At 64.4% G+C, this 18322-nt stretch carries 10 protein-coding genes and 2 rRNA genes; 3 read left to right on the forward strand and 9 right to left on the reverse strand.

The window, feature by feature from the left end:
• Positions 1-115: 115 nt before the first annotated feature.
• From KF838_10965 to KF838_10975, 3 genes are read left to right on the forward strand one after another with little or no spacing between them, the layout of a single operon-like run.
• Positions 116-2401 carry a hypothetical protein gene (locus tag KF838_10965; GenBank protein ID QYK47299.1) on the forward strand — a complete coding sequence of 762 codons (2286 nt, stop codon included), beginning with the start codon at positions 116-118 and terminating at the stop codon, positions 2399-2401.
• Positions 2398-3537, forward strand: coding sequence for a flippase-like domain-containing protein (locus KF838_10970; protein ID QYK47300.1), 1140 nt, complete (start codon positions 2398-2400; stop codon positions 3535-3537). Before KF838_10965 ends, KF838_10970 begins: the two co-directional genes overlap by 4 nt.
• The gene (locus tag KF838_10975; protein QYK47301.1) at positions 3497-5212 is read left to right on the forward strand and encodes an NAD+ synthase; all 1716 of its coding nucleotides are present in this window, start codon (positions 3497-3499) and stop codon (positions 5210-5212) included. Before KF838_10970 ends, KF838_10975 begins: the two co-directional genes overlap by 41 nt.
• Here the strand turns inward: KF838_10975 and KF838_10980 are convergent.
• The 9 genes from KF838_10980 to pilM all read right to left on the reverse strand — a co-directional run bounded on the left by KF838_10980 (position 5184) and on the right by pilM (position 18049).
• A complete protein-coding gene (locus tag KF838_10980; protein ID QYK47302.1) occupies positions 5184-5771 on the reverse strand; it encodes a hypothetical protein in 588 nt (195 codons plus the stop codon). The two genes, KF838_10975 and KF838_10980, sit on opposite strands and share 29 nt — an antisense overlap.
• A gap of 19 nt (positions 5772-5790) precedes the next feature.
• A complete protein-coding gene (locus tag KF838_10985) occupies positions 5791-6303 on the reverse strand; it encodes a DinB family protein (protein ID QYK47303.1) in 513 nt (170 codons plus the stop codon).
• Positions 6304-6392: 89 nt separating this feature from the next.
• Positions 6393-7094: a hypothetical protein gene (locus KF838_10990; GenBank protein QYK47304.1), complete on the reverse strand. Its 702-nt coding sequence runs from the start codon at positions 7092-7094 to the stop codon at positions 6393-6395.
• Between the two features lie 92 nt (positions 7095-7186).
• Positions 7187-8851: a DUF2330 domain-containing protein gene (locus KF838_10995; GenBank protein QYK47305.1), complete on the reverse strand. Its 1665-nt coding sequence runs from the start codon at positions 8849-8851 to the stop codon at positions 7187-7189.
• Between the two features lie 231 nt (positions 8852-9082).
• Positions 9083-9189 (reverse strand): 5S ribosomal RNA (rrf, locus tag KF838_11000).
• 176 nt (positions 9190-9365) lie between these two features.
• Positions 9366-12119, reverse strand: a 23S ribosomal RNA gene (locus KF838_11005).
• 323 nt (positions 12120-12442) lie between these two features.
• Entirely contained in the window at positions 12443-14590 is a 2148-nt protein-coding gene (locus tag KF838_11010) for a hypothetical protein (GenBank protein QYK47306.1), read from the reverse strand.
• A gap of 82 nt (positions 14591-14672) precedes the next feature.
• Positions 14673-16016, reverse strand: coding sequence for a hypothetical protein (locus tag KF838_11015; GenBank protein ID QYK47307.1), 1344 nt, complete (start codon positions 16014-16016; stop codon positions 14673-14675).
• Positions 16013-18049, reverse strand: coding sequence for a type IV pilus assembly protein PilM (gene pilM / locus KF838_11020; GenBank protein ID QYK47308.1), 2037 nt, complete (start codon positions 18047-18049; stop codon positions 16013-16015). Before pilM ends, KF838_11015 begins: the two co-directional genes overlap by 4 nt.
• Between the last annotated feature and the right edge of the window lie 273 nt (positions 18050-18322).

Below are 18322 nucleotides of genomic sequence, written 5' to 3' on the forward strand. Positions count from 1 at the left end.
GCGTGGGCATGCGTTCAATAGAGCCGACGAACCCCCCCCACACCCGACCCACCACGCCCTACCCCCCCACACCAGAACACCATAAGACGCTCAGCCGCATCAAACCGGCTTCAACATGGACCGGCCCACGACCGACACACCCCGACCACCCCGGCGCGCCCTGCCGCGCTGGGCTCTCGTCGCGCCCGCCCTCCTCCTCGGTGTCGCCCTCATCGCCGGCATCGGACCCGACCACGGACCATTCGTCGGAGCCGCGGCCGTCGCCCTCACGCTCATCGATGCCGGCCCGCTCGCCGCTGCATACACCCTCGCATCCGCGGGATGGGGCATGCTCCTCGCGCCGCTCCTGCTCGGCCGATACACCCCGGGCGAACCCGATCCCGAACGCCGATGGCTCACGCTCCTCCTCGGGCTCGGAACCATGCTCACCCTCAGCCACCTGCTCGGCTGGCTCGTGGGCTGGCGCGGAGCCGCAGGCAGAGCCGCAACGCTCGCGCCCATCGGCATCGGCATCCTCGCGTTCCTGCTTCTCACACTGCGCGAACTCCGCGACTCGATGACCCGCCAAGCCCCCGCACCCACCATCCCGCGCCTCCGCATCTCCACGCTCTGCTCGTGCGCCGGTATCGCGGTCCTCATCGTCGCCTCGTGCAGCACACCCGGCCTCCTCTGGGACAGCGAGTTCGGCGGCTTCGACGCCCTCTCCTACCACCTCCAACTCCCCCGCGAGTGGCTCGAACGAGGCAGACTCACCCCGCTCACTCACAACGTCTACTCATACCTCCCCTCCGCCATCGAGAGCGCATACACGCACCTCGGCGCACTCCGAAGGGGCATGCTCGCCGGCTCCGGCGCGCCCCTCATCGCCTCCCAACTCCTCCACGCCGCCATCACGGTGCTCGCCGCAGGCCTCATCGGTCGCTGCTGCGACGCCGCGGCACGCATGGCCGCTCTCGACGACCGCGCCCGCGCCGCCGCACGCATGACCGGCTGGGCCCTCACACTCGTCACCCCCTGGACCATCGTGGTCGGCTCCCTCGCGTACAACGAGATGGGCGTGCTGGCCTTCGGAGCCGGCGCAATCCTCATCTCCACACGCACCACCCTCTCGGTCCCCCGCCGCTCGGCGATCTGCGCCTTCTTCGTCGGCATGGCATGCTGCTGCAAGCCGACAGCGCTCTTCATGGTCGGCCCCGTGGCTGCGCTCATGCTCGCCGCTCTCACACCCGCGCGCTCATGGACACGCGCGATCCTCCCCGGGCTTCTCGTCGGCTCTCTCACGCTCGCCCCCTTCCTCGTCAGAAACTGGCTGCACGGCGGGAACCCCGTCTTCCCGCACATGCACGCGCTCTTCGGCAATGCCCACTGGAACACCGAGCAGTTCGCCCGCTACCTCGGCGCACACCACACCGATCTCCCGCTCGCCGATCGCCTCTCGCTCCTCGTCTGGCCCCAGACCGGCGACCCCGCCCGCCCCACAGCCCCCGTGCAGCGAGGTCTGCTCCACGAGCAGTTCTTCGCGTTTCTCCCGCTCGTACTGCTCGCCTGCGCCGGCATGATCCTCTCTCGATGGAGACGCCGCCTCCTCAAACCCCTCATCCTCTTCTCCATCGGCGCGATGCTGCAGCTCATCGCGTGGCTCAGCGTGACACACCTCCAGTCGCGCTTCCTCGTCCCCCTTCTCCTGACCGGCGTGCCGCTCGTCGGTCTTGCGATGGCCATGGCCGTCAGCGAGCACACCATCCTCTCCGCCGCACCCCCGACTGGCGAGGCCGCCACACGACGCCGATCGATCCGCATCCGCCGACGCGCCCTGATGGCCTCGATCAACGCGGGGCTCCTCATACAGGCGGCGTGGCTCCTCCTCCTCTTCGCCCAGCAGGGGCGAGGCAATCCCAACGCGCTCCTCCTGGTCACACCCGCCCATCTCACCGGCGAGGCCTTCCGACTCGAACGCGAGCGAGCCAAGGACACCCTGACGATCGACGACAACCTCTCACCCGCCGGCTTCATCAACCTCGCAATTCCCTCAGACGATCGCCTCGCGCCCCGCGTGCTCTACCTGCTCGGCGACTCCACACCCCTCTACTTCCCGACGCCCCTGCTCTACCACACGACATACGACGCCTCGCCGCTCGGCGAGTTGATGGCCATCTACCCGAACAATCCCGACGAGTGGGCGCGAACCCTCTGGGGCATGGGCATCCGATACGTCCTCCTCAACGTCGCCGAACTCGATCGCCTCCGCAATCGCTCCGGCTGGTACGATCCCCGCGTGACGCCCGAGGCCGCCAAGTCATTCCTCGACTCCCACGCCGATCTCCTCCGCGCGTGGCCCGCCTCCGGCCAGGGGCTCTACCTGCTCCGCCCCCCCGCGCCGCGCCCAGGAGCCGGCGCGTGAACGACACAAGCCCCGCGCCGGAACCGACAGCCACCGATCGTCGCATGTCGCCGCGCCGCGTCGTGATCCAGCTCGTCGGATACGCCGCGGGCATCGCCCTGCTTATCTGGTGCGTCTCCCGCGCTCTCTCACCTGAGAACCGCGAGCAACTCACACGCCTGGCCGACGCCAGCCCCCTCTCCATCGCCCTGCTCTGCGGGCTCTCGATCCTCTCGATCGTGCTCAACGGCCTCATCTTCTGGACCGCCGTCCGACCCGTGCAGCGCGTCCCCATCGGCAGCGTCCTCGCCACCAATGCCATCGCCACCGCGCTCAACTACGTCCCCTTCAAACTCAGCATGCTCTCGCGCATCCTCATCCACAATCGACGCGACGGCGTCCCGCTCCTCACCATCGGCGGCTGGCTCGGCACGGTTGTCATCATCCTCGCCGCAACACTCGGCCCCATGGTCGCCATCTCGCTCCATCGCCCCACCGTCGACGGGACATGGCTCGCACTCGTCTCGGGCTCGATGGTCCTCGCAGCGGGCGCCGTCATCCTCGGTGCGCGGCTCGGGCTCACCTCCCCCGTGCGGCGCATCTCGCGCTCGCTCACGATGCGTACCGCCCTCGGCAGACGCTTCCTCGCCTCCTCGATGGAGCCACACATCCTCGACGGCCTCCGCATGATGTCCAGCCCCATCGCCGTCGGCGCGGGCGTCGGGCTCCGCCTCGCGGATGTCGTCGCCCAGTCCGCCCGGTTCGTCGTCGCCGCGGGCATCCTCGGCATCACGCTCCAGTTCGACAAGGCCTTCCTGCTCGCCGCCACCTACTTCGGCATCGGCATCGTCAGCCCCTTCGGCATGCTCGGCACCCGCGAAGCCGGAGCCGCAGGGCTTGCCGACGCGCTCAGCATCCCGAACGCCGGCGCCATCGCCGCCGTCGTGCTCCTCGTCAGCGCGACCGAGGCGCTCGTCACGATCATCCTCGCCACCGCCGGCGCGATCTACCTCCGACCCATGCGCCTCATGGTGAAGGAAGTCGCTCGCATCGCCAGCGAAGAAGCCGTGCCGACACCCCCCTCCGCACCCGCTCCCGCCCCACTACCCTCTGCCGATGCGCCTGGCTCTGGCACAACTCAACCCGACCATCGGTGACATCGCCGGCAACGCCGCACGCATCACCGACGCGATCGCACGCGCCCGCGCTGCAGACGCAGACCTCCTCGCCACACCCGAACTCGCCATCTCTGGCTACCCACCCAAAGACCTCCTCATGATGGAGGGCTTTGTCGCCTCATGCGAACGCGCCGCACGCTCCATCTGCACTGCCCACTCCCAGGGCCTCACGCTCATCATCGGCACGCCCCTCTGCCGCCCCGACGGCGCGATCGCAAACTCGCTCCTCGCGTTCCGCGACGGCGCGTGCATCGCCGAGTACGACAAACGCCTCCTCCCCACCTACGACGTCTTCGACGAAGACCGCTACTTCGAGCCCGGCACGCGCCCGATCGTGATCGACGTTCCAACCCGCGCAGGACCCACCCAGCGCGTCGGGCTCGCCATCTGCGAGGATCTCTGGAAAGGACAAGACGCCGGCTTCAGCAGCAGATACGCGAACGTCGCCGACCCCGTGGAAGATCTCGCCCGCGCCGGAGCACACATCCTCATCGTCCCCTCCGCCAGCCCCTTCGTCCTGGGCAAGGGCGAACGACATCGACAGATCCTCGCCCGACACGCCACCGCTCACGCCCTCTTCGTCGCCAGCATCAACCAGGTCGGAGGAAACGACGACCTCATCTTCGACGGACACTCCGCCCTCCTCTCCCCGCGGGGCGAACTCATCGCCGCCGCACCCGGTTTTCAGACAAACCTCCTCCTCTGCGATGTGCGCCCCGATGCACCCGCGCTCTCCGAGCCCGCCCGCCCACGCGAGTCCCTCCTCCTCGACGCACTCGTCCTCGGCATCCGCGATTACTGCTCAAAGACCGGCTTCAACGCCGCCATCCTCGGCGTCTCAGGAGGCATCGACTCCGCCCTCGTCGCAACCCTCGCCGTCCTTGCCCTCGGCCCGGAGAACGTCCGAGGCGTCGCCATGCCCGGCCCCTACTCATCGGACCACGCGCTCGCCGATGCCCGCGACCTCTGCGCCCGACTCGGCATCGAGATGCTCACCCTCCCCATCGGCCCCGCCTTCCACGCCTCCGCCGCAACCCTCAACGACACCTTCGATCAGATCAACGCACCCGAACTCGGTGCGACACTCCCGGATCTCACCGAAGAGAACCTCCAGTCCCGCCTCCGCGGCACCATGATCATGGCCCTCTCCAACCGCACCGGCGCGATCGTCCTCACCACCGGCAACAAGAGCGAGATGGCCGTCGGCTATTGCACGCTCTACGGCGACATGAACGGCGGACTCGCCGTCCTCTCCGACGTCACCAAGAAACTCGTCTACGCGCTGGCCCGTCACATCAACAACAACCACGCCTCGCTCGCCCCGTGGGGCCGCTTCGATCGCCCGCCCATCCCCGAGTCCAGCATCACCAAGCCCCCGAGCGCGGAACTCCGCCCCGACCAGACCGACCAAGACTCGCTCCCACCCTACGACGACCTCGACGCCATCATCGAGCGATACATCGAGCGCCACCAGACCCCCGACCGCATCACGACAGAGACCGGGCTCGACCCCGCCCTCGTCGCACGCATCGTGCGACTCATCGACCTCTCCGAGTACAAGCGCAAGCAGGCCGCCGTCGGGCTCAAGGTCACCAGTGTCGCGTTCGGTTCCGGCAGACGCTGGCCTATCGCCCAGCGTTGGCCCCGTGGCTGAACCCGGTCGGATCTCGCCCCGCCCCCTCCCCGCTATCGCCGCCCTCGGACGCAAGCCCGTACATCCGCTCCAACGCGTCGATCGCCTCGTCACCCAACTCACCGTTCAACGCCGCGAACTCCTGCGCATACCGCATGTCGCGGAAGTGGTACACCACATCGCTCTGCGTCGCGAACACGCGAAAGGGCGGCGGAAACGCCCTCGTGTCCAGGTACCCGTAGATCCCGTTGAACAACAGCGCCGCAAGAATCACGAGCCACAGAGGCGTGCGAACCCCCGACGCCACACTGAAAAACACGATCGCAAAGATCAACCCGAAGAAGCCGACCAGACGGCCCGCATGCCGGAAGAACGACATCGCTCGAAAGTCAAAGACCAGCCGCCGACGCACCGGAACCCGCACCAACTTCGACATCAGCGGCATCGAGAACGTGAACCCCCCGAACTTGCACATCCCGATCGCGCCGATCAACGCATCCCCATCCGCAAGACCGCCGGAGATCACGCACCGGGGCGGGAAGAGCGGCTTCTGCTTGCGTGGAAGTGAAACGGCGTACATCGGGACCAAGCGTAGGGGCTCACCACTCGCCGGCGTACACCGTGCTCATCCCCGGCGCGTCCCGTCCCGCCAACTGGTACAGCCGCCTGCTGATCTGCCGCAGATGCAACGCATCATGCGCCGCCCAACTGGCAAGCAACTCGCCCACCCGGATCGGGCCGACCTTCGGATGCACATACGCGATCGACCAATCGACACCCCGCAGCGACCGCAGCCACGCGACGGAATCTCCACGCTCCTGCTCGAACTCGTCGAGCGTGCGCCCCAGATCACCCGCGTTGTAGTTCCTCAGCGTCGCGACATCCTTCAGATCAAGCGGCGCCCACGCACGTGACGCATCCTCAAGCGTCGATCGCAGGCGCACCCGAAAGTCCTCACGCTCCTCATCCAGCATGTGGCAGCAGACCTCGAGAATCGACCAATGCTCCGGACCCGGCTTCCAGCGAGCTTCATCCGCCGAGACCGACAACGCCGACGCTCGCAGCACCGCCGGATACCGCGCTATCCGCTCGATCAACGCGCCCAGGTTCATCGCCGCCTCCACGCCTGATCCCCTTGCCTCCGTGCCTTCTTGACTTCGTGCCTCCGTGCCTTCGTGCCTTCCTAACTCCGTCACTTCCCTCAACTGCTCCCCTGCCTCATCCGATCCAGCCCCTCGGGAAACGGATAACTCGGGAAGACGCCGATCTGCCCGACGTTCCACATCGCGGGCGCAGGGTACACATCGCCCCGGAACCCCGCGTGGTACATCGTCTTCAGCACCGACTCGAAGGATGGCTCGCGCCCACCGGCATCGACCAGGCGATTCGCCCTCGCATTCAGGAACGACACCGCCGCGACAGGCAGCCGCTCGCGCCGCTCGTTCAGCATCTTGCCGACGGTCATGAAACCGCGCGAAAGATCGTCGATCGTGAAGTGATCCCTCCCCCGCGGCCGCAGCAACGCCAGAATCAGGATCGAATCCAGATCAAACTTCAGCACATACGGCTCGCGATCGTGCGCCGCATGCACACCCACCGAATCATGGAAGAGCTTCGCGTAACTCGTCACGCTCTTCGATGCCCACTGGCTGGTGGCCACAAGCTCACACAACTGCGCGATGATGCCGTGCGAGTTGTCCTCGTCGTTCACGCCGCACACGATCGTGCGGTACCGCCCGTCGAGAATATCGCGGAGCATGTCCTGCCCCCACATGATCCGAAGCCGCTGGCCAGGGCGGATCTTGCCCGATGCGCCGGGGAGAAGCGTGAGCCGATCGGGCGCGTTCTCCGACCGCATCAGATGGTCGGCATCGCCGTCGTAGAGGCGTGGGGAATCAGGCATGGGACCTCCTTCAACGCGGGAGCGCCTCACTCATGCGCACCATCAGAGTCTACGACCACTCAGGTTGTGGCGTTCGAGGGATGAGCCGGAACTCAGGATTTCCCCTTGGCGCGATCCCGTGATGCACCCTGTTCGGCGGATCCAGCAGGCACCTCCAGAGGCGGCTCCATCTCAAGAATCTTGAATATGGTCGCCCCCCGACCCCATTGGTCGTACCCGATGTATGTGATGAAGCCCTCCTCAATACCAATCGAGTAGTTGAAGGGAGAGTCCTCCTCACGCACCTCGCTCTTCAACGACCAGTGCTCGCTCGCTTTCGCGGCCGCCGACCTCAGAATCGGGCGCACCCCCTCAACCGTTGCATTCCTGTACGGATCACCGGAGTCGTAGTCCATCTCTGCCCACACATGGGGCTCCACCAGGCGATGGATGAGAGGATAACGCCGGTAGCGTTCACCCGGTGTCGTGGACACGATCGGGGTTGCGAGCCATGCGATCAGGAAGACCGTAGCGGCGAACGGGATGGAGGCAGTAAGTGCGCGCGCAGCGGTCGCTGTCGAGAGACGGAGGAGTGGCGTGAGCATGAGCACCGCCAGCGATCCCGCGATCACGATCGACGAGCCGAGAATCACGGCGCGGTTCAACGCCGCCGCGCGGCTGTAGACCGTGTCTCCCTTATAACGCGGCTTGACCCACTCAATCACCACGTCCCGACGCATCTGCTCGGGCGAAAGCGTCGCCGAGACCTTCGTCGCAACCCGTGAGCCGCGCGTCAGCGCCAGCAGCCCCTCATGCCCGACACGAATCGCGTCGTCGTGGCCGGGGCTGTAGTAATTCAGTTGCTCGTCCCACTCGCGGGGCGCCCCGCAGCGAATGACGCGGAAGTTCGGCGCGCTCGCCATGGCAGGACCAAAGACATAGAGATCAACAGCGAGTGACCTGCTCCCCGTCGAAGTCAGCCGCATCGGGTAGATCGGCTTCTCCGTTCGGAATCGGAGCCCGAGCGGAAACGGTGTCGATGCACTCAGATCCGCGCCTATCTCGCGACCCGTCGCAAGGCGTGCCGCACAGAACACCCAGCCCTCGGACGCGTATTCATCAATCACTGAGGCCGAATCGGATGCGACCGCAAACCCATGGTCGTTGAGCCACGAGACGAGCAACCCTCCGTCGGAGCCCGAGATCGTGACGACATCCAGGTGACCGATCAATCGGCGATCATGAACGCTCACCTCCGCCCCCTCACCGCTCCCCATGGATGACCGGGTGATGCCGAGACCCGGCAGCAGAATCAGCGTGACCAACAGAAGCACGAGCACCGTCGCCGCAAGCGCTCGGAAAAACCCACGTCCGCTGACCGCAGCAAACGCCGCGGCCAAGACCAGAAGCGCAGCAAACACAAACGGCCCCCCAGACGGAATGACCTTTACTGAGGGCTGGAAGATCGCCGCGACCGTCGGCATCAGACCCGGCGTCACCTCGATCAACTCCGGCACGGACGGCACGGGCACGACCCACGCGAAGTCCCCTCCGCCAGCGGGCACCTCGGCCGACTCACCGCTCGACTCCTGACCGCCGGCTGGCGAGCCGCTCGATTCAAAGCGGGTCTCAATGACAAGCGTCTGGACACCGTCTGCGAAGTGGATCAGGGCGCGCTGATCGGGAATCGTGGCGACGACGCCCTCGCGGGCGAAGACTTTGCCGTCGGCGTGGGCGGAGGAGCGGGGGATCGAGAGGAGGAGGGCGAGGAGTGCCACGATGAGGCGCCCGCCGAGGGGCCCGAAGAGAGGGGCGAGGAGGATGAACGGGTCTGCCTCGGGCCTTCCATGCTTGCCATGCTACCCGATACGGGCGGTGGTGATGCTCGGGTGAGGGCGACGAGGGAGGGGGGAGAGGGGGGAGAGGGGTGAAGAGAGCGAAGCCGCAGGAATGGAATGCGCGGGGCAAAAATGAAAGACCCCCTCCAGGTTTACCTGAAGGGGGTCAAGCGTCGGCGATGACCTACTTTCCCGCGATGCAGTATCATCGGCGGCAATGGCTTAACTGCTGTGTTCGGGATGGGAACAGGTGTTGCCCATTGCCTGTAGTCACCGACAAATCGACATGCCGACTCTCGTCGGCGTGCCGGTGGTTGTGCCGGATGGATGGGTGTCGCGCGGCTCGCCGAAGCGAGCCGCGATGTGCAATGTCAGTAGACCGAAGATCAATTGAACATCAAAGTTGAGGAGCACGGTTCCAACCAACGTGATTCGAGTGAACCACGGCGGCTGGTTGGTGCGACCCTTCGACCGTTCGTACCGCTCAGCTGAAGGCATCTCTGCCCTTACACCTGCGGCCGATCAACCTGGTGGTCTTCCAGGGGTCTTTCGCTTACGCAAGCAGGCCTTTTCTTGAGGGGGGCTTCACGCTTAGATGCTTTCAGCGTTTATCCCTGCCGAACGTAGCTACCCAGCGGTGCACTTAGCAGTGCAACTGGATCACCAGGGGTTCGTCCAACCCAGTCCTCTCGTACTAAGGTTGACTCCTCGCAAGCCTGCAACGCCCACAGCAGATAGGGACCGACCTGGCTCACGCCGGTCTGAACCCAGCTCGCGTACCACTTTAATCGGCGAACAGCCGAACCCTTGGGGCCGCCTTCAGTCCCAGGATGTGATGAGCCGACATCGAGGTGCCAAACCGCTCCGCCGCTATGGACGCTCGGGAGCGATCAGCCTGTTATCCCTAGGGTACCTTTTATCCGATGAGCTACGACCCTTCCACACGGGATCGTAGGATCACTAGAGCCCTCTTTCGAGACTGCTCGTCCCGTCGGACTCGCAGTAAAGCCGGCTTGTGCTCTTGCACTCGACACGCGGTTTCCATCCGCGCTGAGCCGACCTTTGCACTCCTCCGTTACCTTTTTGGAGGAGACCGCCCCAGTCAAACTGCCCGGCACGCACGGTCCCCCGCCCGGATGACGGGAATCGGGGTTAGGCCACAAACGTGAACAGGGTGGTATTTCACCATTGGCTCCATCCGGGCCGAAACCCAGACTTCAAAGCCTCCCACCTATCCTACGCAATTCATGCTCGTGACCAATACGAGCTTGCAGTAAAGGTCCATAGGGTCTTTCCGTCTTGCTGCGGGTAGGCGGCATCTTCACCGCCACTACTATTTCACCGAGTCGGTCGTGGAGACAGTGCTCCAGTGATTACGCTATTCATGCGCGTCGGAACTTACCCGACAAGGAACTTCGCTACCTTAGGACCGTCATAGTTACGGCCGCCATTGACCGGTGCTTGGGTCGGAAGCTTCGCTTGCGCTGACCTCCTTCCGTGACATTCCGGCATTGGGCAAGCGTCACTCTGTATACATCCACTTGCGTGTTTGCACAGAGCTGTGTTTTTGATAAACAGTTCCCAGAGCCTTTTCTCTGCGCCCTCCCTTGCGGGTAGGGCCCCCTTATCGCGAACTTACGGGGTTAAGTTGCCTAGTTCCTTCACGACCGTTCTCTCGAGCGCCTGAGGCTATTCGCCTCACCCACCTGTGTCAGTTTTGGTACGGGTCTCGCTTTGCCCCCATCGCTTTTCTAGAGACTCTCTCCGCTGGCATCGGCCACAAGGGCCTGGACGTCTGTCAGTCCCGCCAACCTCGAGAATCCGCACGATGGTTCGATCTCCGCGAGAGCTCAGGAATATTCACCTGATGTCCATCGACTACGCCTTTCGGCCTCGCCTTAGGTCCCGGCTCACCCTGGGCGGATTTCCCTTCCCCAGGAATCCTTGGGTTTACGGCGAGCAGGATTCTCACCTGCTTTATCGTTACTTAAGCCCGCATATTCACTTCCTGACGCTCCAGGCTCGCTTACGCTTACCCTTCAACGCCGACAGGAACGCTCTCCTACCGCACTTACGTGCCCGCAGCTTCGGCTCTCCGCTTATTCCCGATAATTATCGGCGCCAGATTCCTCGACCAGTGAGCTATTACGCACTCTTTAAATGATGGCTGCTTCTAAGCCAACATCCTGGTTGTCACTGCAATCTGACTTCCTTTCGAACTAAGCTGAGATCAGGGGCCTTAGCTGGCGATCAGGATTGTTCTCCTTTTGACCGAGGATATTGTCACTCCCGGTCTATCTCCCGGAACTTGGCTGCTGGTATTCGGAGTTTGATTGGCCGAGGTAGCCGGGTAGGCCCCTACAGCCATTCAGTCGCTCTACCCCCAGCAGTTGCATACCGAGGCTAACCCTAAAGTTATTTCGGAGAGAACGAGCTATCTCCCAGTTTGATTACACTTTGAGTCCTCCCGTCAGTTCATCGCAGACCTTTTCAACGGTCACGCGTTCGACCCTCCAGGCGGCTTTACCCGCCCTTCAGTCTGACCAACGGTAGATCACAAGGTTTCGCGTCTAGCCCGTACGACTTAGCGCCCTATTCAGACTCGCTTTCGCTCCGCCTCCGGCCCGTTGGGCCTTAGGCTCGCCGTACAGACTAACTCGCGGGCTCATTATGCAAAAAGCACGCCGTCACCCCGAAGGGCTCCGACCGCTTGTAAGCACACGGTTTCAGGTACTCTTTCACTCCGCTCATCGCGGATCTTTTCAACATTCAGTCGCCTTACTGATTCGCTATCGGTCGTCGAGGAGTACTTAGCCTTGGAGGGTGGACCCCCCATCTTCAACCCGGGTTCCACGAGACCGAGTTTACTCCATGGGCTGACCAGCTTCCGGTTACAGGACTTTCACCTTCTTCGGTCGGGCTTTCCAGCCCGTTCGCTCTTCCACTGGTTGATCCGCTTTCGCTCGCCGCTACTCACGGAGTCGCGTTTGCTTTCCTTTCCTCTGGATACTTAGATGTTTCAGTTCTCCAGGTTCGCTCTTCACCCCTATGCATTCAGAGTGAAGTACCCTTGCGGGTGGGTTGCCCCATTCGGAAATCCCAGGATCACAGTTCGGTTACCAACTCCCCTGGGCTTATCGCAGGTTCCAACGTCCTTCATCGCCTCTCGACGCCAAGTCATCCACCGTGTGCCCTTATGGGTCGCACCAACCTGACGCCGCGGCTACCCGCATAACGCCGGCTGGATCCGACCCCTCGCCTTCTTTGCTCAAGAGATCTTTCGGTGTCTACTTGCTTGCAATTCATCGTTCGACACGGTGCACACCCGCTTACGCGAATGCCGCCGCTCGAACGACGCGACACTTCATCCATATCCGGTTGTCACAGATCCCGAAAGTCCGTCTGCCTTGCGGCTTTCCGGCCCTTCTTTGCCACTCGGAAAAGTGGCGAGGGGACTCTAGGTGCAGTCCCCGCGATGTCAAGCCAACATGAAGCCATTCTTCAAGCAGTTTTTCCCACAACCAACCCCCATCAACCGCCGCCGCCCCCCCCACCACCAGTCGGTTCACGAACCGTACCCGGACGCTCACGCTGCTGCTGCACCGGTTTCGGTTGCTCCGGCTTCGGAACAGGCATCCCCTGACGCTCTCCCAGCTTCGCAGATCGCTCCAGACGCCTGAACACTTCAGATCCACGTTCGGTATCAGGAAGGCGTGCAATCACCTGTCCCTGTCCCTCACGCAAGTACACCAAGTGCCGCGCACCCGCCGCAACGCCCAAGGGCGTCGCATCGGCCGTCACAGGCATCGTCGCCGTAGACAGGTACACAGAGTCGATCGAAACCGACCGCTCCCGAGGCCCGGGCTTGCTGTTCAGCGGCAGCTGGGGTTGCGCCGCCTGCGAGGCCTCCGAAGCAGGACCACCACCAATCGGCCCGCCCTTGCCCCCACCCGGAGCAACGAACTCAGTCTCCCGGAAGCCCGGCCGCTGAGCAGGAGCCGCAGCCAGCGCTGACTCTTCAAAGATCGGCATCAGGTCCGGCGAAGGAAGCCGCAGACGCGCCTCGATCGGATCGCCCGGCGTCAGACTCGCGTTCCCAACCCGCCAGAACCCGTAATAGAACTCATACACCGACGCCGTCGCCCGCATCCCGCCCACAGCGTCCGAGACGCTGGCGTTCGTCACGAAATACGTACGGGCAGGGTCAACCCCGACCGGCGCAGTCCACTCGGTCCACGCGCTCGTCAGCGTCGGCGATTCCGCAAGAGCACGCTGATCCTCGGAAAGCGACAACGCATTCCCGAACGCCGGGTTGTTCAGCACCACACGCAGGCGATACCGGTACGACTCACCCCGCGCCACCGTGATGTCATGCCCCCAGACCTTCAACGAGGGCGTCTCGAACAGCGTCGGCAACAACCCGCTCCGCTGCGCACCACCCGAAGCAAGCCCGCTCATGTCCGCCGGCTCACCGCCCAGCGCCACAAGCTCCGCCTGCTTTGCGTCACGATCACGCTTCACAAGATCGATCTGACGCTGGACCTGCGCCTTCGTCATCCGCCGCGGCTCCGGCTGGCTCGTCGTCCTCCCCGGATCGCGCCCGCCCCCGCCGCCCCCAGTCCCCTTGCCGCCCGCGCCGCCGCCGCCGCCACCACCCGGATCGGTCTGGGGCTGCGTCTGGGTCAGCGACGTCGGGGCCGATGCAAGCTCCGATTCCAGCGTCGCAAGTCTCGCCTCGAGCTCCTCGATCTGCTGCGTCACGCGCTCGACCTTCGCACGACGCTCATCCAGCGCCTGACGCCGAACCGCATCGCTCGGAGGGATCCACTCCTCGCCCGCGATATACGCAAAGTACTCCGGACGCTGCACCGATTCCGGCGCGATCCGCGCCTGCTCGATCACACTCCGCACCAGCGACACCGTCACGCGGCTCGCCCCGGCCAGTTCCGAGACAAGATCGACACGACCCGGCAGCGAACCCACCAGCACCGGCTCGCCCCACGTCCCATCAGGACGCAACTGCGCACGCTCGAGCTGCACACCCAGGATCTCAACACCATCGCGCCACCACTGGATCGGAATCGGGCGCAGCTCCCCCGCCTCACCGTCAGGATCCGCCTCCAGAGCCGCACGCAACGCCGTCCCGCTGAACGTCGCCTCGACGCTCACCGACGCCTTGTCGTACGGCTGCTCCATCGGAACCAGTTCACGCGATTTCAACTCCGGATACTGCACAACCGTCGATGGATCGATCGCACCCTCGAAGACCGCCGCGATCGGCGACACGGGCGCGGGCACGACCACCGCCGCGTACCGGCCGTCCGACGCTGGCGCGATCACGCCGCCCCCGATCTTCGCCGGCACACCCAGCGCGACCCTCGCATCCGTCTGGATCAGCGGACGCTCAGACGCCGCCTTGAAATCGCTGAGCAGCGTGAGCGCGGGCGGCTCGGGCAGCGTCGGCTTCGTGCGAAGCTGCGCAGTGAGCTGGGTCGCCGCGGCCTCCGCCGGCTCAAACGCCTTCGCCGGAGGCAGCTTCCGCCCCTTGGAATCGGGCTGCACCATGTTCGGCTGGGTCGTGAACTGCATCGCGATCACGAGCAGGGCCACCGCGGACGCGCCCGCGATAACCACCTTCTCAACGTGCTGCTCGATCGGATTGATGCCTTTGAGTTTCATCGCATGCTCCTGGCCTGCACGGCAACGGGTCTCACGACGCGCCGCCGACCGTCAGAATCCTCACACACCGGCAGAGAACGACTCAGTCGTTCTCGTTGAATGCCTCTACACCGAGGTTGTTCGAGATCGTCGGCGTCATCAGCGGACCCAGCCAACTCCGCAGCCACACCGACTCAATCCCGATCGTCGCCTTCACCACATGATCCGATCCGTAGTAATACCCGTCCTTCAGCTCGGCCCACGGATCAACATCCGCAAGATCAAGGTCGATCACCGTCATGAAGTTCGTCTGAGAGAACGCCGACAGCACATCCTGCAGGCGATCGCTCGCCACGATCACCGTCACCTCGGCGAATCGAACGTCATACACCTTGTTCCGCTCCGCGTCGGTCTTCCGGCCGCTGATCGAGACCGAAAGATCCAGCGGCACGCCGCCCGCAAACGCGAACGTCGGCTCCGGCTCGTTCCTGCCGAACGAGTCACGCGAGGAACTGTCCGTCGAACCCATCGTGTAGATCGGCGGATCCTTGATCAGCACCGAGACCAGACGCTTCACCGGCGCACGCTCGACCATCATCTGATCGCCCGTCGCGTCCGTGTTCGCCTTCGCGAGCGCCGCCATCACGTCCTCGATCACCCAATAGTCCCACTGGTACACGAAGCACTCATCCAGCGTCGGCACGCCGCCCGGCTTCGTCACCGGAACGTTCGACCATCCCGCCTTCTGCTGGTTCGTGTCCACGCTGAACGAGCCCGGCGTCGCGTAGAAACTGATCTCCTGCGCACGCCGACGCAACTCCCCGATCCGACGATCCGTCAACTGCTTCGTCAACGCCGTGGTCTCGTCAACCGTCAGCGCGCGATTCCCGTTCGCGGCACGCAACCGATCGTTCAGATCCTTCAACGCAGCCGCGACCTTCGACGCCTCCGCGCGATCCCCCGCCCCGAACCGCGTGATCAGACGCTGATACGCCGACGGCTGGTTCCGCTCCGGATCCCCGCACAACGCCGCGATGAACGCGAAAATCCGCTGCTCCTCATCGCGACGATTCGAAGCACGCGGGAAGATCCCCTCCACCAGCGGCTTCCGCCCCTTGCGATTGAACTCCGTCGCCTCGGAGACCACGCCGCTGACCTCCGCCTCGACACGGGCACGCTGCTCCTTGAACCACTCGGTCAACTCCGCCGTCGGAACCGCCCTCATGTCCAGCGGACGATCCCCGGGCATCGCCGCAGGCAACGCGTACGTCACCGTCGTCGAACTCACGTCCGCGAGCGCCTTCTTCGCTTCCGCCTCACGCGCCGTGCGGATCTTCTTGTTCCACCCGTTCGCGAACACATACCCCGTCGGCAGCGACACGAGGATCACAACCAGAGAGATCACGACAACGAGATTCGACTTGACCCAGCCGAGGATGTTCTTCACAGCCCGTCCTCCGATTCCGCCGCCTGCGTCGGCTTCACCACAACCCGATACTTCACCGTGATCCGTGCCTCATCCGGATACCCGGGAGGCGAATCCGGCACGATCGGCGCCAACACCTCCACCGCCTCGTTCGCCGCCCTGAACGCCGTCTCCTCCACCATCGACGCCGCAGGACCGCCCTCGCCCACAATCTGCACCACCGGACGCGCAGGCGTCTGCGGACCAGAGATAAACCGACGCCCCTCGCCCTCAGAAGCCGTCTCGCGCCCACCCTCGTTGAACGTCAGCGTCTCCGCCGGACGCGTCGGCGTGCTCGGCTTCGCCTCCGCGAACACAACCTCTCGAATCTCGGGGGGCACGATCACATAAGGCACGCCCGCCCTCGCACGGTTCCGGTCCAGCCAGTCACCGATCGTCGCGCGGTAGAACTGCTGCACCTGCGGCTCAGGCGTCGCGAACACGATCTCAACCTCGATCGTCGGGCCCGCCGGAGCGTCGCCATCACGGAGTTCCTCCTCGCGCCCCCGTCCACGCCCGCCCCCGCGATCTTCGTAAGGGTCAGAGCCCGATTCGCCCCGAGGCGTCACCACCCCGAGATAGTTCGTCTTGTAAGAGACCATCCGAAGCGCAGGACGCGACCCGGTCGTCGCCCGCGCATCCGCGCTCCGCACCATCAACGCAAGATCGTTCGCCAGGTGCGGATACACCTCCCGATCCTTCATCAGCGTGATGATGTTCGCCGCCGTCAGGTTCGTTCCCGCCGCACCGACAACACCCGCCGCAGTCGCCTCCGACTGCGCACGCTTGAACGCGCTCACCGCATCATCAATCGCGCGGGGCCTCGGCGCACCCGCCACCGCGCTCGAATCCAGCATCGGACGGATGAACATCGCGCCCGTCGCCGCCACCGCAAGACCCGCCGCCGTCGCGAACCACTTCTGCTTGTTCTTCCACATCGTCGTACGAAGGATCGCCGTCGGCATCAGGTTCGCATTGATCGCGTTCATCCCGAGGCCCTGGATCGCGCACCCATACGCCGTCGCCAGCGTCAGCACGTTGTCATTGAACCCCGACGCCCGATCCCCCTCCGCCTTCAGCCGCTTGAACTCCTCCATGCGGTACACGTCGAGCTGCAACTGCTGCTTCAAAAACTTCCGAAGCCCCGGAAGATTGAACGTCGAGCCAAGACCGATCAGCCGCGTCAGCTTCGCCTCGCGATGCAGCGACTGGTAATACCCCACCGAACGCTGCACATCCTGCACAAGATCCTGGAACACCGGACGCATCGCCTGCATGATCTGACGCGCCGCCTTGCTCGTGTCCGCCTCTCGCTTCACCTTCTCCGCCTTCGGATACGTCAGCTTGAACGCCTCAACCAACGCATTCGTGAACTGGTGACCGCCGATCGGAAACGTCCTGATCCACACACGCCCAGACTCCGCGATCACCAGATCCGTCGACGTCGTGCCGATATCTAGCAGAATCGTCCCCGCCGTCTGCTCCGTGAACGACAGATCGAACGCCAACGCGTTGTACGCCGCCACAGGCCCGAGCGTCACGATCTGCGGCACAATCCCAACGTCCGCCAGCATGTCCAGACGCTCGCGGATCCGATCCTTCGTGATCGCAAAGATCCCCACCTCCACATCCGGCGAGTCCGGGCTCACAAACGTCTGATAGTCCCACTCAACCTCCTCAAGAGGGAACGGGATCTGCTGCACCGCCTCGAACTTCACGATGTCCGGAACCTTCTTCGGCTCCACCGGAGGAAGCTTCGCAAACCGCGCAAACCCCGCATGCCCCGGCACGCTCACCGCGATCGTCGCCCCCGACAGGTCATACTGGCTCGCCAACGCGCCGAGCGCCACACGCAACGCGTCGTTCTGGTCCAGGTCAGGCGTCGAGAGCACCTTCGCGTGTGGAACGATCGCAAAGTCCACGACACGCACGCCCTCGCCATCGCTCTCAAGCTTGATCGCCTTGATAGCGCCCGCCCCGACCTCGATTCCCCAGCACACATTCGACGATGGCATGTCCGAACCTCCGATCCGCACCGACAGCGGCACGAATCATCCGACCTTCCTTTGACCACGTCCCGTCGCCGTCACCGTCCCGGCCGAATACGGGGTGGCGATGGTACACCACACGCCCATTATCCACAAAGCACCCAACCTGCTCACAACCATCACGCCGACTGAATCGCGAACGCGATCGATGAACCTTCCATACGAACCCATACGCCCCAAGGATGCCCGGCGATCACCCCATCCTGCCCGCCGTGACACACCAGTGACCCCCGGCACCCC

This window comes from Phycisphaeraceae bacterium, assembly GCA_019454185.1.
Classification (GTDB): domain Bacteria; phylum Planctomycetota; class Phycisphaerae; order Phycisphaerales; family UBA1924; genus JAHBWV01.